This is a genomic window from Pseudomonas sp. NFACC46-3 (genome assembly GCF_900114515.1).
Lineage (GTDB): Bacteria > Pseudomonadota > Gammaproteobacteria > Pseudomonadales > Pseudomonadaceae > Aquipseudomonas > Aquipseudomonas fluorescens_Q.
Genome location: NZ_FOTH01000017.1, coordinates 1 through 18,352 on the forward strand (window position 1 = coordinate 1; position 18,352 = coordinate 18,352).

Consider the following 18,352-nt stretch of genomic DNA (forward strand, 5'->3'; position numbering starts at 1 on the left):
GGCCCACGGAGCAATGCCGGAGTGAGGGCACACCGAGCCTAGGCGAGGTGCCGAGTGGTGGGGCAGAAGCGCTTTGGTTACTTTCGCGCTTTTCGAAAGTGACCCGCCGTCAGGGCGGAACCCTAAGTGGCCGTTACCGCAGAAATGGATATGTACCCAATCCAGCTGAAGGGGGCCGCTTCGCGCCCCAGCGGGGATAAATCCCCTCGCCACAGGGTTTTGTGTTGTCTTGGATGCACAGTTCACCCCCAAACCCCCACAAACTCCCTGTAAACTCCGGCCTTTGCCCCACACCCAGGGAGTCGGCAATGTCGGGTTCTATCCTTTATATCCACGGCTTCAACAGCGCCCCTGCGTCGACCAAAGCCAGTCAGCTGATCAAAGTAATGGCGCAATTGGGCCTGAGCGACCGCCTACAAGTCCCAGCCCTGCACCACCACCCCCGCCAAGCCATCGGTCAGCTGGAACAGGCGATTGCACAACTGGGCCGACCGCTGCTGGTCGGCAGCTCGCTCGGCGGCTACTATGCGACTCACTTGGCCGAACGCCACGGCCTCAAGGCGCTGCTGATCAACCCTGCCGTCAGCCCGCATCGGATGTTCGACGGTTACCTGGGCACGCAGAAGAATTTGTACACCGACGAAACCTGGGAATTGACCCACGACCACGTCACGGCCCTGGCCGAACTGGACGTGCCGGCACCCCGGGATCCGCAGCGGTTTCAGGTATGGTTGCAAACCGGGGACGAAACGCTGGATTATCGCCACGCCCAGCAGTATTACCGTGCCTGTGCCTTGCGCATCCAGGCCGGCGGCGACCACAGTTTCCAAGGGTTTGCCCAGCAGTTGCCGGCGCTGTTGAGTTTTGCCGGCATTGGCGCCGATTTGTACCAGGCGATCGACTTCACGTCGTTGTGAGCCATCGCCCCTTTTTCACTGAACACTGACGACGAGACCCCATGGCCACTCCCAGCGCTAGCTCTTATAACGCAGACGCCATCGAAGTCCTCTCGGGCCTCGACCCGGTGCGCAAGCGCCCCGGCATGTACACCGACACCAGTCGGCCGAACCACCTCGCCCAGGAAGTCATCGACAACAGTGTCGACGAAGCCTTGGCCGGGCACGCTCGTTCGGTGCAGGTCATCCTGCACGCCGATCACTCGCTGGAAGTCAGCGATGATGGCCGCGGCATGCCGGTGGACATTCACCCCGAAGAAGGCGTGTCGGGCGTCGAGCTGATCCTGACCAAGCTCCACGCCGGCGGCAAGTTTTCCAACAAGAACTACCAATTCTCCGGCGGTTTGCACGGGGTGGGTATTTCCGTGGTCAACGCCTTGTCGACCCAGGTACGGGTGCGGGTCAAGCGTGACGGCAACGAATACCAGATGACCTTCGCCGATGGCTACAAGGCCACCGAGCTGGAAGTGGTTGGCACCGTCGGCAAGCGCAACACCGGCACCAGCGTGTATTTCGCGCCGGACCCGAAGTATTTCGATTCACCGAAGTTTTCTGTCAGCCGCCTCAAGCACGTGCTCAAGGCCAAGGCCGTGTTGTGCCCGGGGCTTCTGGTCAGTTTCGAGGACAAGGCCACCGGCGAGAAAGTCGAATGGCATTACGAAGACGGTCTGCGCTCTTACCTGGTGGACGCGGTCAGCGGTTTCGAACGCCTGCCCGACGAGCCATTCTGCGGCAGTCTGGCCGGTAACAAGGAAGCGGTGGACTGGGCTTTGTTGTGGCTGCCCGAAGGCGGCGAAAGCGTCCAGGAAAGCTACGTCAACCTGATCCCTACGGCCCAGGGCGGCACCCACGTCAACGGCTTGCGCCAGGGCTTGCTCGATGCCATGCGCGAGTTCTGCGAGTTCCGCAACCTGCTGCCCCGTGGCGTGAAGCTGGCGCCGGAAGACGTCTGGGAACGCATCGCCTTCGTGTTGTCGATGAAGATGCAGGAGCCGCAATTCTCCGGCCAGACCAAGGAACGCCTGTCGTCCCGTGAGGCGGCGGCGTTTGTTTCCGGGGTGGTCAAGGATGCGTTCAGCCTGTGGCTCAACGCCAACCCGGAAACCGGCCTGGCCCTGGCGGAGCTGGCAATCAACAACGCCGGTCGTCGTCTCAAGGCCAGCAAGAAGGTCGAGCGCAAGCGCATCACCCAGGGGCCGGCCTTGCCGGGCAAGCTCGCCGATTGCGCCGGGCAGGACCCGATGCGTTCCGAGCTGTTCCTGGTGGAAGGTGACTCTGCCGGTGGTTCGGCCAAGCAGGCGCGGGACAAGGAGTTCCAGGCGATCCTGCCGCTACGGGGCAAGATCCTCAACACCTGGGAAGTGGACGGCAGCGAAGTGCTGGCCAGTCAGGAAGTGCATAACATCGCCGTCGCCATCGGCGTCGATCCGGGCGCCGAGGACATGAGCCAGCTGCGCTACGGCAAGATCTGCATCCTCGCCGACGCCGACTCCGACGGCCTGCACATCGCCACGTTGCTCTGCGCCTTGTTCGTCCAGCATTTCCGCCCGCTGGTGGACGCCGGTCACGTCTATGTGGCGATGCCGCCGCTGTACCGGATCGACCTGGGCAAGGAGATCTACTACGCCCTCGACGAGGCCGAGCGTGACGGCATCCTCGACCGTCTGGTGGCCGAGAAGAAGCGCGGCAAGCCACAGGTCACTCGATTCAAAGGCCTGGGCGAGATGAACCCGCCGCAACTGCGCGAAACCACCATGGACCCGAACACCCGTCGTCTGGTGCAACTGACCCTGGATGATTTCGAAGCGACGTCGGAAATGATGGACATGCTGCTGGCGAAGAAACGCGCCGGCGACCGCAAGTCCTGGCTCGAATCCAAAGGGGACCTGGCCGAGGTGTTGGCCTGATGCGCAACGGTTTCGCCCTGGCGTTGTGGCTGTGGGCGGGGGTGGTTGTCGCTGGACCGGCGCCGGAACTGAAGTTGCTGTCTGAGCACGCCGTCGATGGCATGCGCGGCGGCAATCTGTCCGGGCTGGCCTGGTGCGGCAACGAAATGTGGACGGTCTCTGATCGCGACGATGATCGGATCTACCGCCTTACACCTTCCGATGCGCGGGTCTGGCCGGCAGCCGCGGTGCAGATCGACGTGCCTGAGGTGCCCGACAGCGGTTTGCCCTGGGGTTTGCGTTCCCGGACCTGGGCGGCGTCGTTCCTGCGTGGTGGTGAGCTGGATTTCGAAGGCATCAGTTGCGACAGTGCTGGCAATCGTTATGTGGTCAGCGAGTCTCATGCCGCGGTGTTGCAAGTGTCGCCGTCGGGAGACGCCTCCTGGTTGAAAATCGCCCCGACGTTGATCCGTCAGGCCCGGGGCAGTGGCATGTTGCTGCATTTCAACGCCTTGTTCGAAGGCCTGGCGATCAACCCGGCGGGTGATCAGTTGTGGCTGGCGGCGGAGCGCGAACGTCGCGGCCTGTTGCAGATCAGGCGCCAACAGACGGTGTGGGACTGCGATGGTAATTGCGTGCTGCTGAGCGAAGCGGGGCTGGAGATGCAACCGGCGCAATTCCCCAAGGCCAAGGCGGTTTCGCGGGACTTCGCTGATCTGTCATTGTTCAATGGCAAGCTGTTTACCCTGGAACGCAACGCCTTTCAGATCTGTCGGCGTGACCAGCAGACCGCCCAGGTGGAGCGGTGCTGGTCGTTCGCTGCCGAGGCGTTGCAGGACAGTCGGCGTTATTCCCAGGAGCATGGGCTGGCCGAAGCGCTGGTCGTGGACGCCGAGGGCGCCTGGGTCGGCTTGGACAACAATGACGGTGCCCGCGCCGACGGCGAAACGCGGCCGATCATCTGGCGCTTCGCCGCGCCGGACGGTGGCTGGGGCGCCTCGCCATGAGTCAGCCGCCGGGCAAGCGTGCTGGCCGGGTGTTGATGATATTGGCCTGGTGCGCGGCGCTGTTCCTGGCAACGCGATTTTTTGCCCAATGGGAACAGCGCCAGCAAAATCCCAATGCCCAGGTGTATTCGCAAAGAGGCGAAGGGTTTATCGAGGTGAAGTTGGTCGGCAATAGGCAGGGGCATTTCGTCGCCAGCGGCCAGATCAACGGCCAACCGGTGGATTTCATGCTCGACACGGGCGCCACCGACGTGGCGATTCCGGTGGAGTTGGCCGAGCGCCTCAAGCTGGAAAAAGGTTTCGGCGTGACGTTGAGTACCGCCAACGGTTTGAGCGAGGGCTATCGCACCCGCATCGACCGGCTGCAATTGGGTGACATCGTCTTGCGCGATGTCCGTGCCCTGGTGGCGCCAGGCCTGGGTGGCACGCAAGTGCTACTGGGTATGAGCGCCCTGAACAAACTTGAATTTACCCAGCGCGACGGCACCATGCTGCTGCGCCAGACAACGAACTGATGAGGCCCGCATGAGCGACATTCTTGCAGACAGCTTAGACGGCGTAGAACGCCGATCGCTGGCTGACTTCACCGAAAATGCCTACCTCAATTACTCCATGTACGTGATCATGGACCGTGCCTTGCCGCACATCGGCGATGGTTTGAAGCCGGTTCAGCGGCGGATCATCTATGCCATGAGTGAGCTGGGGCTGGATGCTGATTCCAAGCACAAGAAATCGGCGCGTACCGTCGGTGACGTGCTCGGTAAGTTCCACCCCCACGGCGACTCGGCCTGCTATGAAGCCATGGTGCTGATGGCCCAGCCATTCAGCTATCGCTACACCCTGGTGGATGGGCAGGGCAACTGGGGTGCGCCGGACGATCCCAAGTCTTTCGCGGCCATGCGTTACACCGAGGCGCGGTTGTCGCGTTATTCCGAAGTGCTGCTCAGCGAGCTGGGCCAGGGCACCGCGGACTGGGGGCCGAATTTCGACGGCACCCTCGACGAACCCCTGGTTCTGCCAGCACGTTTGCCGAATATTCTCCTCAATGGCACCACCGGCATCGCCGTGGGCATGGCCACCGACGTGCCACCCCACAACCTGCGGGAAGTGGCCACGGCGTGCGTGCGTCTGCTGGACGAGCCGAAAGCCACGGTGGAACAGCTCTGCGAGCACATCCAGGGCCCGGACTACCCGACCGAAGCGGAAATCATCACCCCGCGCGCCGACCTGCTGAAAATCTACGAGACCGGCCGTGGTTCGGTGCGCATGCGCGCCGTGTATCACGTTGAAGACGGCGACATCATTGTCACGGCGCTGCCGCATCAGGTCTCCGGGGCCAAGGTCTTGGAACAGATTGCCGCGATGATGCAGGCAAAACCGTCGAAAGCGCCGCAAGTGGCTGACTTGCGCGACGAATCCGACCACGAAAACCCGTGCCGCATCGTGATCATTCCGGTCAACAGTCGAGTCGATCACGACGCGCTGATGCAGCACTTGTTCGCCAGCACCGACCTGGAGTCCAGCTACCGGGTCAACATCAACATCATCGGCCTGGACGGCAAGCCGCAGTTGAAAAACCTGCGGGCATTGCTGGTGGAGTGGCTGGAATTCCGGGTCAAGACCGTGCGCCGGCGCCTGCAATTCCGCCTGGACAAGGTCGAGCGTCGCCTGCACCTGTTGGACGGTTTGCTGATTGCCTACCTCAACCTGGATGAAGTGATCCACATTATCCGCACCGAGGAGCACCCCAAGGCCAGCCTGATCGAGCGTTTTGCCCTGAGCGAAATCCAGGCCGACTACATTCTCGACACTCGTCTGCGGCAGTTGGCGCGGTTGGAAGAGATGAAGCTGCGCGCCGAGCAGGATGAGTTGCTCAAGGAGCAGGCCAAGCTGCAAGCCCTGCTGGGCAGCGAAGCCAAGCTCAAGAAGCTGGTACGCACCGAACTGCTCAAGGACGCCGAAACCTACGGCGACGACCGTCGCTCACCAATCGTCGAGCGTGCCGAAGCCAAGGCGCTGAGCGAGCACGATCTTCTGCCGAACGAGAAAGTGACCGTCGTGCTGTCAGAAAAAGGTTGGGTGCGCTCCGCCAAAGGTCATGATATTGACGCGACGGGGCTTTCCTACAAGGCCGGGGACGGCTTCAAGGCCTTGGCGGCCGGGCGTTCCAACCAGTTTGCGGTATTCGTCGACTCCACCGGGCGCAGCTATTCGGTGCCAGCCCACACCCTGCCGTCGGCTCGTGGTCAGGGCGAACCGCTGACCGGTCGTTTAACGCCACCGCCGGGTGCAACTTTTGAATGCGTGCTGATGCCTGATGATGAAGGACTGTACGTAATTGCATCGGACGCGGGTTACGGGTTCGTGGTTAAGGGCGAGGATCTGCAAGCCAAGAACAAGGCGGGCAAGGCGTTGTTGAGCCTGCCGAACAACGCCAAGGTGATTGCGCCACGGCCGGTGGCCGATCGGGAGAGCAACTGGCTGGCGTCGGTCACTACCGAAGGCCGGTTGCTGGTGTTCAAGATCAGCGACCTGCCGCAGCTGGGGAAAGGCAAGGGCAACAAGATTATTGGTATTTCCGGCGAACGGGTCGCCAGCCGTGAGGAATATGTCACGGATATTGCAGTGTTGCCGGAAGGCGCCACGCTTGTGCTACAGGCAGGCAAGCGCACGCTTTCGTTGAAGGCTGACGATCTTGAGCATTACAAGGGTGAACGTGGTCGGCGGGGCAACAAGCTTCCAAGGGGATTTCAGCGAGTCGATGCGCTGCTCGTCGAAAACCTCAATTAGGCGTACTAGAGGGCTCGGTCTGCGATTAAATGCCGCAGATCGATACTTTCGCGCTGGAGTCGGCGCGCATATTCACGGATGATAGGCCCTTTCAAGCGCCGGCGTGGCCGAGCGTTCTTCATAATGACCGAGTATTTTTTCATTGTGGTAAGCCTTGTGGCTGCCACCTGGACGGAACGATGACTGCTCTGCGCCTCCCTATTTTGTGGCTCGCCGGCCTGCTTGGCCTGGCGGGCTGCAGCATGAACCAGCCGGTGTCGCTGTACCAACTGGACAGCGGAACCCCGGCCCAGCCTGCGCAAAGCACAGGCATGGCAGTATTGCTGGGGCCGGTCCTGATCGCCGACTACCTGCAACGTGAAACCTTATTGCAACGCCAACCGGACGGTAGCCTGCAGGCCGCCACTGACGGTCGTTGGGCTGGCAGCCTGTCTTCTGACATCGATCAGTTGCTGCTGCGCCAGGTCGCCGGGCATCTGGACAGCCAGCGTGTGGTGCTGGCACCCGCGACCCAAGGCTTCACCCCGGATGTACAGGTGCTGCTGTCGATTACCCGCCTGGACTCGGGTAAAGCCCAGCCGGCTGTGCTCGATGCCCAATGGCGATTGATCGACCGTCGTGGCAAGGTGCGTGAAAACCGCATCGTTCATCTGCAAGAGCAACATGCCGGCAGCACCGCGGCACAGGTCCAGGCCCAGGGCGTGCTCCTGCAACGCCTGGCCGAACAGCTGTCCGTGTCGCTCAAGCCCCTGGCCAACCAGCCACCTATTGCAGAAGTCCCACGCAAGGCCGCTCCTGCCCCGGCCAAGCCGGTAGAAAAGGACAAGGACAAGATCCCCATGGCCTTGCCGATTCGTACGGACATGGAAGTGTTCAGGTTCTGACGGTTGGACCGGATATACGACAAAGCCCGCATTGATGCGGGCTTTGTCGTTTCTGCCGGTTGGATCCCTGGGGCCTGGGCCGGCCCTATCGCGAGCAAGCTCGCACACACTGGGTCTGAGGCTTGCAGACATCTCCCTGTGGGAGCGAGCCTGCTCGCGATGGCGGCGCTGAAGGCACCAAAAAGCCCACAGACAACCACTTTCTTCAGGCTCGCGTTCAGTGGTTTGGAATAGTTTTGGGGCCGCTTCGCGGCCCAGCGGGAGCAAGCTCCCTCGCCACAGGTTTTGCAGAGATCCACTGTGGGAGCTTGCTCGCGATGGCGACGCTGAAGGCAACAAAAAAGCCCGCAGACCATCACTCATCTGCGGGCTTCGTCATTTCACGTCCTGAGCGTCAGGCCTGGCGTTCATGCATCCGCGCCAACTGCCGCTCCAGCATCGATGGATAAGGCTCCATCAAGCGTTCCACGCAGCACGCGCCTTCGGGGCTGGCGATGGGGCGGATACGGGCGCGCTGGCGGATCAGGGCGTCATCGTTGATCTTGCGCTCCACCAGCAGCAGGTTGCGGCTGTGTTGCGACAGTGCCAGGGCGTCCTGGGCGGTTTCGGTCAGCAGCAGGTCGATCTGGCTCAGGCCAAACAAGCCATCGCCCAGGGTCAGGCCCAATTGCAGTTGCAGGGTGATGCCGCTGTCGGCGACTTCGATCTGCAACTGGTGGCCCAAGGCGCGCAGCAACTCACCGCAGCAAATGGCGTTGGTCAGGTAGTCGTCACCGCTGTCTTCGGTGTGAAACAGCATCAGCGTGCTGCCATCGTTCAGGGTGTGCAGTTCGCCCTGATAGAGCGATGCGGCCTGGTCGAGGCAGTCGCGGTAGCGCTCGAGCAATTCCTTCAGGCGTGCCTGGGGCAGGCGGCGCAGTTGGTCCTGGGCGCCCAGTTGCACGGCCAGTACGGCACTGTGTTGGGGCAGGTTCGAAGCCACAGGCTTGACGACCGACCGGGGCGCCCCATCGACCGACTCGTCACGCAGCTCGGCGAAGGCGTCGTCGTCTTCCTCGTCCTCTACCGTGCGTACCACGTGGCGTGGCGCCGGTTTGGAGGTCGGCATCGGCGGGCTTTCGTCGAAACCCGGGTCGCGCAGGTTACGCACTTCGAAGCCCGGCTCGGCCTCGTCGTCCATGTAGTCGATGTCTTCAGGTTCCGGCACGGGCTCAGGCTCCGGCGCGAAGCTGGCGTGCAGTTGCCGGGCCAGGTCGCCGATTTCGTCCTGGCGCTGGGTGGCCGGCGTGTGTTCGTCGATGTCCCGCAGCCAGACGCGCAATTGCAACAGCGGCGTGGAGATGTGCCGGCCCAGGCGCAGGCTCAGGGCCAAAGCCAGCGCCAGCAGGATCGCGCTGAGGATGCCCATGCTTTGCAGGCTGATGGTCATCGGCTGCTGGAACTGGTCCATGTCCAGGCTGATGCGCAGTTGCCCGGCGGTCACGTCCTGGAAGGTGATCTTGCTCTGGTACATGCCGCCGGACTCGCCCAGCAGGCCGGGCTTGGGACGCTGGCCGGCCTCGGCGAGGATGCGGTTGTCCACGCTGTAGATGGCGGCGTGGGCCACCAGCTTGTTCTTGGTCAGGTTGTTGAGCAGCACGTTGAGGCTGAGGATGTCGTTGGACACCAGCAGCTCGGTGGCGGACGTGGCGGTCTGGGTGGTCAGGCTTTCACCCAGGGCGTCGGCCTGCTCGTGCATCGCCTGCTTGAATTGCAAACCCATCACGCAGGCATAGATGACCAGGGCCAGGGCGACCAGGATCACGTTATGGCTGGCAATGCGCAATGCAATCGGCACACGACGGTGGCGCAGTGCACGGAAGATCAGCAGGAAGAAGTTGTCGGTTTTGACTGGCGTGGGCCGGTTCACTGAGCTCGGCTCTTTGTCCGTGAAATTGACGCGCAGTATAGCGACAGCCCCATGACCGGCAAAGCACTGGCGGTGCCCGATGGTCACTGAATGTGGGTAGAATGCGGTTTTTTTCCACCTGCGGGGGTGCGCCTTGCGCGAAATCGTCCTGATAAACATCACTGGCAGCGACCGTCCGGGTCTGACTGCGGCCATTACCGGCGTTCTGGCCCAGGGTGGTGTGAACATTCTCGACATCGGTCAGGCGGTGATCCACGACACACTGTCGTTCGGCATCCTGGTTGAAATCCCGGACGCCGAACAAGGCAAGTCGGTGCTCAAGGACATCCTGTTCACCGCCTACAAGCTCGACCAGCAGGTGCGCTTCACCCCGGTGTCCGAGGACGATTACCGGCATTGGGTGGCCGGCCAGGGCAAGAAACGCCACATCGTCACTTTGTTGACCCGCAAGGTTACCGCCGAGCAATTGCAGCGCGTCAGTTCGATCACCGCCAAATATGACCTGAACATCGATCACATCGACCGACTGTCCGGGCGCATGCCGCTGGATACCCCGGACGACAAAGGCAAGGGCTGCATCGAGTTTTCGGTGCGCGGCGAGCCAGCCGACCCCCAGGCGTTGCGTGCCGAGTTCCTGAGCGTGGCCCAGGAACTGAACGTCGACATCGCCTTCCAGGAAGATTCGCTGTTCCGCCGCAACCGCCGCCTGGCGGTGTTCGACATGGACTCGACGCTGATCGAAGCTGAAGTCATCGACGAACTGGCCAAGGCGGCCGGCGTGGGCGACAAGGTCTCAGCCATTACCGAGCGGGCCATGGCTGGCGAATTGGACTTTCGCGCCAGCTTCAAGGAGCGCCTGGCGCTGCTCAAGGGCCTGGACGTCAGCGTGCTGGATTCCATTGGCGCTTCCTTGCGCCTGACCGAAGGCGCAGAGACGCTGTTCGCCGAACTCAAGCGCCTGGGCTACAAGACCGCCATCCTGTCCGGCGGCTTCACCTACTTCGCCAAGCAGTTGCAGGCCAAGCTCGGCATCGACTACGTGTTCGCCAACGAACTGGAAGTGGTGGATGGCAAAGTGACCGGCGTGGCCGTCGAGCCGATCGTCGATGCCCAGCGCAAGGCGGACCTGCTGCGTGAACTGGCTGAAAAAGAAGGCCTGCGCCTGGAGCAGACCATCGCTGTGGGTGACGGTGCCAACGACTTGCCGATGCTGGCGATAGCGGGCCTGGGCGTGGCGTTCCGCGCCAAGCCGCTGGTCAAGCAGTCGGCCAGGCAGGCGATTTCAACCCTGGGGCTGGATGGGGTGTTGTACCTGTTGGGCTTCAGGGATCGGGATGGGCAGCTCTGATTCGAGTCTGCCGCAATCTTTTGGAGGCATTCATCTGTGGCGAGGGGATTTATCCCCGCTGGGCTGCGCAGCAGCCCCCAAAAACCTAACGCCTCGTTGTGTCAGGCTGGCTGAAGTTGACTGTATTGGGGCTGCTTCGCAGCCCAGCGGGGATAAATCCCCTCACCACAAAGGGTTGTGTGTTGGCTGTTCAAAGCGATTTCCACAACGAATCAAAATTCCCTTCCTGGTCGCCGCTATCCCCGGTTTCGGTTGAGTCTTCCGAGTGATAGGAAAACTGGTTGAAACTGTGGGTGCTGGTCACCCGGCGGTCCAAGCCGGCGCGGCGTTCCTGGCCGTTGGTATTGATCAACACCCGCTGGCCCTCCTGGAAAGGCAGGCGGGGGGCGATCATGGTCGGGGGCAGGTCAATGGCACTGATCTCTGGCAGCAACAGCCCGCGCAGGTAGTGACCGTGCTCGTTTTCCCGGACCAGTTGCAGCCCGCAAGGTTGGGCATGGGGGGCGACCAGTTCGATGCCCATTTGCATGGCGCCGTTGCGCACTTGTCGGATCCAACGCACCACGGCAACGCTCCAGGCTTGGTCGCTGCTGTCCCGAATGCCGATCATTTCTCCCGCTTGCAGCTGTTCCGGTACTTCCTTGGGCCAGCCGAGGCAGTAGCCGCCGGGGCTGTGGTTGATGATCGGCAGGTCGTAGGTGGGGAAGTGATGCTGGTTGTCGGAGTGGCTGCCGTCATCATCGCTCGGGTTGACCGGGTACTCGATTTCTTCATAGGGCAGCAGGTCGCTGTCGCCGGCGGGGGCGGCGTCGAAGGCCTGGCCCCAGGTGTCGTTTGTCTTGCTTGATGAGGCTTCGAAGCGGGCCTTGCGGGTGGTGGGGCTATTCAGTATTTCGTTGAAAGAGCGCTCGCCGCCGAGGTAATAGTGCAGCGCACTCATGCCCACGCACAGTGTCAGCGTGCCATTGCCCTCGGTGCGCTGGAAACTGCGTTCCGCTGCTTCGCCCCAGGCGGCTTGCAGGTGATGCAAGGTATCGACGCTCATGCCGCCCGGTACCGGCAGGCTTTGCTCGGCAGGTTCTTCCAGGTGCGTGGCGATTGCGCGCACCAGGGGCTGTGGGTCGAAGCCCTGCAAGGTTGGCTGTTGTTCGGCTCGGAACTTGGAGCGGTAGCGTGGCCCGACATCCAGTTGCGGAGCGACCGCGAACAGGCTGGCAGTGCTGCTGGCGGGATCCAGCTTGACCCACTGGCTCCAGGCTTCGAGCACTTCGGTCAGCCGCCCGATTTGGCTCTGGCGCAGTTGATTGCTGCGTGACGCTCCCAGCAACAGGGCAACGACATAGGTCTGTTCGGGGGTCAGTTGATGAACCTGGCTGGCCAGTTCGTCACTCACGCTCAGGTGCTGCAACCGGTGCAGGCAGGCGATCCGATGCAACTGATGCAAATCGAGCCACAGCCCTTCAGGCACGGGGCTGTATAGCTGACTGGCACGCAGCAGCGGACCATTGAGGGCATGCATCGCCCGTTGTAGCGCGGTGCTCAGCAGGCGGGCTCGGTCCTTGGTGTATTTCGACGCGATACGCGCCACGACCTGTTTGTAGCCCATCGCCAGCTGGGTTTGCAGTGCCTGGCACAGGTTGACGATCTTGCGCGAGCGCTCATCCAGCACAATGGCCTGTTGCAGGAAGTGCCGCTCCAGGTGCTTGCAGACGTAATACACCTCGGGCCGCAGCAGCTCGAGCAGTTGCAAGCGATTGTCGCTGGGCGTGAGCAGTTGGTTGAGTTCGCCAAGGGCTTGGTACAAAAGGCGGGCTGTTTCGCCGATGTTGGCCTTGGGCAGGTTGGCGATCCAGCGCTTGAGGTCCCGTGGCGTAGCATCGCAGAACGACAGACGTGATTGTGTCGGGGTCAGGACGCGCAATAGCTGGAGAGGGCTGGTCTCATTCATGCCGTGTACGGGCTCCGGCGGGAAATAAACGTGATGTTTCCAACTCTAGCAGTTGTAGCCGAAGGAGGTGTGCTATCTATGCTGGATGCCCTGTGGGAGCGAGCTTGCTCGCGATGAGGCCAGGACAGTCGCCATTGAGGTGACTGTTATATCGCTATCGCGAGCAAGCTCGCTCCCACATGTGATCTTTACTCAGCCTTTGGGCAGCGCCAGGCCCTGGCCCATCTGCACTGGCGATCCGGCCACCAGGCCTTCGGCCCATTTCACCTGGTCCGGCCCGAACAGCACGATGGCCGTCGAACCCAGCTTGAAGCGGCCCAGTTCGGCGCCTTTTTCCAGATGAATCGGCGCGCGGGCGGCTTCGTCGTAACGGAAGGTTTTCAGCTGGCGCTTGGGCGGCGTCACCAGCCCGGCCCAGACGGTTTCGATGGAGGCCACGATCATCGCGCCCACCAGCACCACGGCCATCGGCCCACGTTCGGTGTCGAAAATGCACGCCACGCGCTCGTTGCGGGCGAACAGCTCCGGAACGTTTTCGGCGGTGGTCTGGTTGACCGAGAAAATCCGCCCAGGGATGTAGACCATCTCCCGCAGGGTGCCGGCCAGTGGCATGTGCACGCGGTGGTAGTCCTTGGGGGACAGGTAGATGGTGGCGAAATCGCCGCCCATGAACGGCGCCGCGTTGGCCGCATCACCGCCCAGCAGTTCCAGCACGCTGAAGCTGTGGCCCTTGGCCTGGAAGACCCGGCCGTGCTCGATCGGGCCGAGCTGGCTGACGGCACCGTCGGCGGGGCTGAGGATCGCACCTGGGGTGTCGTCCAGCGGGCGTGCACCGTCTTTCAGGGCGCGGGTGAAGAAGGCGTTGAAGTGCTCGTAGGCAGTCAGGTCTTCCACCAGTGCCTGGGACATGTCCACTTGGTAGCGCTTGGCAAACCAAGCGGTGAAGGCGTTCTTGAACCAGCGCACGCGGCATTCGGCAATGCAGCCGGCCAGCCGTGACAACAGGTGGTGGGGCAGCAGGTACTGAGTGAGGATGAACAAACGGTTTTTCATTAATTGTCCTTAAGAACCTTCAAAGCTCGATGGGTGTGTCGGGGTGGTTGCCCCATTCGCCCCAGGAACCGGCATAGCCTTTGACCCGTGGATAACCGAGCGCCTTGGCCACCAGGTAGGTGAAGCCGGAGCGGTGGTGAGTCTGGCAGTGGGTGATGATTTCCTTGTCGGGCGTGATGCCCAATTGTTCGAGAATTTGCGGCATGTCCTTGCGAATGCGCAGGTTGCGCGCTTGGTCCATGCCGGCTGTCCATTCGAAATTGACCGCGCCGGGAATGTGCCCGCCTCGGGCTGCGACGACTTTTTCGCCGGAATACTCCAGCGGGCCGCGAGCGTCCCAGATCGCCAGGTCGGCAGCACCGAGACGGCTTTGCAGGTACTCACGGGTGGCGGTGGGCGCTTCGTGCAGTGTCAGGCTGACCGGGCCTGCGACGGGCGCAGGCACGTCGACGGACACCGGCAGGCCTTCGTCCAGCCACGACAGCAAGCCGCCGTCGAGGTAGTGATAGTTGGAGTGACCGATCACGTCCAGCAACCAGATAAACCGCCCGGCCCAGCCGCCGCCTTCATCGTCATAGACCACGTAGACCGCGTCCGGGTTGTGCCCGAGCTCGCCGAACAGGGCTTCGAGGTCGGCTTTGGCCGGCAGCAGGCCTGGCGCCGGCGGTTGACCCAGCTGGGTACGCTTGGGGTCGACGAAGCGTGCGCCAGGGATATGGCCGGTGCTGTAGCGGGCGGCGCTGGTCAGGTCCACCAGAATCAGTTCGCGGGTGTCGAGGCGCGGCAGCAGCTCGTTCGGCTCGATCACCAACGGCAAGCCAGAGAAGTCAGGCATGTGAGGTCTCCAGGGGCGCAAAGGGAAAAGATTGTAGCAAGTTCAGCGGCCGCGGTTGGTAAAGGTATGCAGGGCCCTTTCGATGCATTGCACGGTTTTGCCGAAGGCTTGTACGGTCACGTCCGAGAACGGCCCGCCGCCCTGGTCCACCACCACCAGCATGATCACCCGGCCATTGCAGGTCAGAGAGCGCAGCAGCAGGTGCTCCCCACGGAACAGGCTGCGCAGGCCCGGTGGCAGCAGCGCCGAAAACTGCACATTGTTGTCCGGGTTCAGGCGAACCTGGGCCTGCTGAGCCAGCAATCGTTGCACTATTTTGCTCTGGCTGATGGAAAAGCTCATGGCCGCGGCTTCTTTGGGCAGGCCGGCGGTCTGGTGTACGCGCACACTGGTCTGGTTGCGGTCCGCCATCAGGATCATCACCCGGCGCATGCCACAGGCCACCAACACGTCCCGTGCCGAGGTGGTCAGGTGCATGGCATTGCTGAAGGGGCTCGGTTCCACCAGCAGCGCGGAGCATTGCTTGCGCCACTGGCTCAGGTCCTCGGCGCTGGGTGGTGGGGGCGCTAGCAAACCGGGGTGGATGCGACGGCAGCCCCAGGGCCAGAGCAACGCCACGGCCGGATGCCAGAGGTCTGGCATGGCGTCATGACGGGCGCTGGTGACGGCTTGTTGGTGCAGCTGTTGCTGGACCTCATCCATCGGCATCTGCAGGTACAAACTGGTGAGGTATTGCCAGCGGGCACTGTGGGGGCCGTCCCAGGCCTGTTGCGCTGAAAGTGCCAGGCCGTTGGCCAGCAACACGGTATTGGCCGGTTGATTGAGCCAGCGCCGCAGGGTTGGGTCGTCGTCCAGGCGATTCTGCTGGCGCAGCGGGTGCTCGCTGTCCCGGGCGATGCGCAGAACCTGCACCAGCTCGCGGCGTTCATTGAGCAGCAGGCGATAACCTTGTATCACCCAGATCGGCAAGCGCCAGGCTTCCACCAGCGCCAGGCAGATTTTCAGCAGGCTGACGCCGAACAATTCGCGCTCTACCTTGCGCGCGGGTTCGCGTTTGTGGACGACCCGCAATTCCCACTCCCCCAGCAATCGCGGGTGAGTCAAGGCCAATGGCCAGAGCGGCGAGAGAAACAGCAGGCTGCCCCAGTGAATGTCCTGCCACAGCCGCGCCAGGCGGCTGGCAAAAAAGCCATTGGCCTGTTGCGTGGCGTGTTGGCTGATCAATTGCAGCTGGCGCAAGGCGATGGGGATTTCGTGCCCTGGCAACGACGGCAAGCGAGCGAGCAGTTCTTCGGTACGCTTGAGGCCGAGGCGGTTGATGGCCACTTCGAGATTTTCCGCAGGTTCCGCAAGGCTGCCATGGGTGTGATAGTTGGCCTCGCGGATGACGCTCAGGGCCAGGGCGGGGCTGTCCTGCATCAATTCGGCGATGTCACGTAACGAGCGGCGACTGTCGGCAATGGCTTTGCAGACCAGGTCATGGCTGGCCTGGGGCACCGGCAGGTGCACGCCATCGAGCAGCTTGACCCAGCCTTCGAGGGTGGTCGGTCGTGGAGTTGGAACCTTCGTTTCGTTAGCCATGGTTGGACGTGATCATCGCAAAGGGTATCTACGCCCGGAACGGGGCAAAATTGGCTTTTCGCCGGAACTGACTATAGTCTGGCGCAGTTTTGCCGATAAGTAGAAGAAGAGATTTTTCAGCTTCCGAATATGACCTTGAACCCGACTTAAATAAGTACTTTCTATCTATGGCTAAAATTATCGGCATCATTGTCGTGTTCGCGAGCGTACTCGGCGGATACGTGCTCTCCCATGGCAAGATTGCGGCCCTGGTCCAACCCTTCGAGGTGTTGATCATCGGTGGCGCCGCCCTCGGTGCATTTCTGCAGGCCAACCCTGGCTATATGACGATGCACGTGCTCAAGAAATCCCTGGGCATGTTCAGTTCGCGCTTTAGCCACACCTTCTACCTCGAGGTGCTGGGGCTGATCTACGAGATCCTCAACAAGAGCCGCCGCGAAGGCATGATGGCGATCGAAGGCGACATCGAAGACGCCGCCGCCAGCCCGATTTTCGCCAAGTACCCGGCTGTGCTCAAGGACGCCCGCATGACGGCGTTCATCTGCGATTACCTGCGCATCATGTCGTCCGGCAACATGGCGCCCCATGAGCTCGAAGGCCTGTTCGACATGGAGCTGTACAGCCTCAAGGAAGACCTGGAGCACCCCTCCCACGCGGTCAACGGCATCGCCGACGGTATGCCTGGCTTCGGTATCGTCGCGGCGGTATTGGGGATTGTGGTGACCATGGCGTCCCTGGGCGATGGCGACCAGAAATCCATCGGCCTGCACGTGGGTGCGGCACTGGTGGGTACCTTCTTCGGTATTTTGGCCGCGTACGGTTTCTTCGGTCCGCTGGCCCATTCCCTGGCCCATGATGCCAAGGAAGAGCTCAACGTCTATGAAGCCATCAAGGCGTCCCTGGTGGCTTCGGCCTCGGGCATGCCGCCATCGTTGGCGGTGGAGTTCGGTCGCAAGGTCCTGTACCCGGCGCACCGTCCAAGCTTCGCCGAGCTGGAACAAGCGGTTCGCGGTCGCTAAATCATGGAAAATAACCAGCCGATCATCGTCAAGCGCGTCAAGCGCATCGCCGGCGGGCACCATGGCGGTGCTTGGAAAATTGCCTTCGCCGACTTCGCAACGGCGATGATGGCGTTCTTTCTGGTGCTGTGGTTGCTGTCCACGGCGACCCCAGAACAGAAGATCGCCATCGCCGGTTACTTCAAGGACCCGGTCGGCTTTTCCGAAAGCGGCACGCCCTACATCATCGACCTGGGTGGTTCACCGACCCTGGCCCCGGAAAACACACTCAACCCCGAGGTCAAGTCCCAGCCCCAGCCTGACAAGGTGACGGTGGACTCCGAGCAGGTCGAAGGGATGGCCGAGCAGATCGAGCGCGAACGCCTGGAATTGTTGCTGCAAGAGTTGCAGAACAAGGTCGAAGAGAACCCGCAACTGCAGAAATTCAAGGACCAGATCCTGTTCGAAATCACGCCGAACGGCTTGCGCATCCAGATCATGGACGCCGAGAACCGGCCGATGTTCGATTCCGGCAGCGCGCGCCTGAAGCCTTATTTCGAAGACATTTTGCTGGCCATGGCCGACACCATCAAAGCGGTGCCGAACAAAATCAGCATCAGCGGTCATACCGATGCCAAGCCCTACGTTGGCAAAGGAGACTTCGGTAACTGGGAGCTTTCCGCCAACCGCGCCAACGCGGCCCGTCGCGCCTTGGTGGCCGGCAGTTATCCGGACGAGCAGGTGGCGCGGGTGGTCGGTTATGCGTCCTCGGCGTTGTTCGATCGCAAGGACCCGTTCAACCCGGTCAACCGACGTATCGATATCGTGGTGTTGACCAAGAAGGCCCAGCAAGCCATCGAGGGTTCGCAAACCGACGATCCGCCGCTGGATCCGGCCCAAGGGCAGGGCGCACCGGGTGAAGCACCGACGACGCCTGGCGCGGCGGCTGATCCGAACGCCTTGCCGGCGGACCAGCAACCCGTGCCGGCCCATGAGCTGCGCGAGCGTCTGAACCTGTTCGACGACGCTGCGCCGAAACCGGCCGAGCCGCCGGCGCAGTGATCCATAAAAAAGCCGACATCATTGTCGGCTTTTTTATGAGGCGCTGTTCACCTGAGGCGTGCTTGCCTTTGTGGCGAGGGAGCTTGCTCCCGCTC

General features: G+C 62.1%; 14 protein-coding genes. 9 read left to right on the forward strand and 5 right to left on the reverse strand.

Annotation, left to right across the window (positions count from 1 at the left end; all coding sequences use genetic code 11):
* Positions 1-308 precede the first annotated feature (308 nt).
* The 6 genes from BM300_RS17435 to BM300_RS17460 all read left to right on the forward strand — a co-directional run bounded on the left by BM300_RS17435 (position 309) and on the right by BM300_RS17460 (position 7,523).
* Complete coding sequence (locus BM300_RS17435) at positions 309-917, forward strand: YqiA/YcfP family alpha/beta fold hydrolase (RefSeq protein WP_092463406.1); 609 nt, start codon at positions 309-311, stop codon at positions 915-917.
* A gap of 41 nt (positions 918-958) precedes the next feature.
* Positions 959-2,863, forward strand: coding sequence for a DNA topoisomerase IV subunit B (gene parE / locus BM300_RS17440; RefSeq protein WP_063323201.1), 1,905 nt, complete (start codon positions 959-961; stop codon positions 2,861-2,863).
* Positions 2,863-3,849, forward strand: coding sequence for an esterase-like activity of phytase family protein (locus BM300_RS17445; protein ID WP_092150863.1), 987 nt, complete (start codon positions 2,863-2,865; stop codon positions 3,847-3,849). Before parE ends, BM300_RS17445 begins: the two co-directional genes overlap by 1 nt.
* The gene (locus BM300_RS17450; RefSeq protein WP_092150866.1) at positions 3,846-4,364 is read left to right on the forward strand and encodes a retropepsin-like aspartic protease family protein; all 519 of its coding nucleotides are present in this window, start codon (positions 3,846-3,848) and stop codon (positions 4,362-4,364) included. The genes BM300_RS17445 and BM300_RS17450 overlap by 4 nt, the downstream gene beginning before the upstream one ends.
* Positions 4,365-4,374: 10 nt before the next feature.
* Entirely contained in the window at positions 4,375-6,639 is a 2,265-nt protein-coding gene (gene parC / locus BM300_RS17455; protein ID WP_072340109.1) for a DNA topoisomerase IV subunit A, read from the forward strand.
* A 179-nt stretch (positions 6,640-6,818) separates the two neighbouring features.
* Positions 6,819-7,523: a PqiC family protein gene (locus BM300_RS17460; protein ID WP_063323197.1), complete on the forward strand. Its 705-nt coding sequence runs from the start codon at positions 6,819-6,821 to the stop codon at positions 7,521-7,523.
* A 394-nt stretch (positions 7,524-7,917) separates the two neighbouring features.
* On the opposite strand, the gene BM300_RS17470 is transcribed toward BM300_RS17460, so the two are convergent.
* Positions 7,918-9,432 carry an AhpA/YtjB family protein gene (locus tag BM300_RS17470; RefSeq protein ID WP_063323196.1) on the reverse strand — a complete coding sequence of 505 codons (1,515 nt, stop codon included), beginning with the start codon at positions 9,430-9,432 and terminating at the stop codon, positions 7,918-7,920.
* 133 nt (positions 9,433-9,565) lie between these two features.
* On the opposite strand from BM300_RS17470, the gene serB reads away from it, so the two are divergent.
* The gene (gene serB, locus BM300_RS17475; protein WP_003197189.1) at positions 9,566-10,780 is read left to right on the forward strand and encodes a phosphoserine phosphatase SerB; all 1,215 of its coding nucleotides are present in this window, start codon (positions 9,566-9,568) and stop codon (positions 10,778-10,780) included.
* A 190-nt stretch (positions 10,781-10,970) separates the two neighbouring features.
* On the opposite strand, the gene BM300_RS17480 is transcribed toward serB, so the two are convergent.
* The 4 genes from BM300_RS17480 to BM300_RS17495 all read right to left on the reverse strand — a co-directional run bounded on the left by BM300_RS17480 (position 10,971) and on the right by BM300_RS17495 (position 16,197).
* The gene (locus BM300_RS17480; RefSeq protein ID WP_092463408.1) at positions 10,971-12,728 is read right to left on the reverse strand and encodes a molecular chaperone; all 1,758 of its coding nucleotides are present in this window, start codon (positions 12,726-12,728) and stop codon (positions 10,971-10,973) included.
* 192 nt (positions 12,729-12,920) lie between these two features.
* Entirely contained in the window at positions 12,921-13,781 is an 861-nt protein-coding gene (gene asd, locus BM300_RS17485) for an archaetidylserine decarboxylase (protein WP_092222417.1), read from the reverse strand.
* A 19-nt stretch (positions 13,782-13,800) separates the two neighbouring features.
* Positions 13,801-14,616, reverse strand: a complete 816-nt coding sequence (locus BM300_RS17490; RefSeq protein ID WP_092345515.1) for a rhodanese-like domain-containing protein — start codon at positions 14,614-14,616, stop codon at positions 13,801-13,803.
* Between the two features lie 42 nt (positions 14,617-14,658).
* Entirely contained in the window at positions 14,659-16,197 is a 1,539-nt protein-coding gene (locus BM300_RS17495) for an HDOD domain-containing protein (RefSeq protein ID WP_092345517.1), read from the reverse strand.
* Positions 16,198-16,364: 167 nt separating this feature from the next.
* Here BM300_RS17495 and motA point away from each other — a divergent pair, with 167 nt between their 5' ends.
* Together motA and motB are read left to right on the forward strand one after the other, a co-directional pair.
* The gene (gene motA / locus BM300_RS17500) at positions 16,365-17,216 is read left to right on the forward strand and encodes a flagellar motor stator protein MotA (protein WP_063323191.1); all 852 of its coding nucleotides are present in this window, start codon (positions 16,365-16,367) and stop codon (positions 17,214-17,216) included.
* A 3-nt stretch (positions 17,217-17,219) separates the two neighbouring features.
* On the forward strand, positions 17,220-18,257 hold the full coding sequence (gene motB / locus BM300_RS17505) for a flagellar motor protein MotB (RefSeq protein WP_092150879.1): 1,038 nt from the start codon (positions 17,220-17,222) through the stop codon (positions 18,255-18,257).
* The last annotated feature ends 95 nt before the right edge of the window (positions 18,258-18,352 follow it).

Excerpts from the sequence above, each read along its gene's own strand:
- BM300_RS17490 (WP_092345515.1), bottom strand. The coding sequence starts at position 14,616 with ATGCCTGACTTCTCTGGCTTGCCGTTGGTGATCGAGCCGAACGAGCTG.
- BM300_RS17480 (WP_092463408.1), bottom strand. The coding sequence starts at position 12,728 with ATGAATGAGACCAGCCCTCTCCAGCTATTGCGCGTCCTGACCCCGACA.
- BM300_RS17445 (WP_092150863.1), top strand. The coding sequence starts at position 2,863 with ATGCGCAACGGTTTCGCCCTGGCGTTGTGGCTGTGGGCGGGGGTGGTT.
- parE (WP_063323201.1), top strand. The coding sequence starts at position 959 with ATGGCCACTCCCAGCGCTAGCTCTTATAACGCAGACGCCATCGAAGTC.
- motB (WP_092150879.1), top strand. The coding sequence starts at position 17,220 with ATGGAAAATAACCAGCCGATCATCGTCAAGCGCGTCAAGCGCATCGCC.
- parC (WP_072340109.1), top strand. The coding sequence starts at position 4,375 with ATGAGCGACATTCTTGCAGACAGCTTAGACGGCGTAGAACGCCGATCG.
- asd (WP_092222417.1), bottom strand. The coding sequence starts at position 13,781 with ATGAAAAACCGTTTGTTCATCCTCACTCAGTACCTGCTGCCCCACCAC.
- BM300_RS17450 (WP_092150866.1), top strand. The coding sequence starts at position 3,846 with ATGAGTCAGCCGCCGGGCAAGCGTGCTGGCCGGGTGTTGATGATATTG.
- motA (WP_063323191.1), top strand. The coding sequence starts at position 16,365 with ATGGCTAAAATTATCGGCATCATTGTCGTGTTCGCGAGCGTACTCGGC.
- BM300_RS17435 (WP_092463406.1), top strand. The coding sequence starts at position 309 with ATGTCGGGTTCTATCCTTTATATCCACGGCTTCAACAGCGCCCCTGCG.
- BM300_RS17460 (WP_063323197.1), top strand. The coding sequence starts at position 6,819 with ATGACTGCTCTGCGCCTCCCTATTTTGTGGCTCGCCGGCCTGCTTGGC.
- BM300_RS17495 (WP_092345517.1), bottom strand. The coding sequence starts at position 16,197 with ATGGCTAACGAAACGAAGGTTCCAACTCCACGACCGACCACCCTCGAA.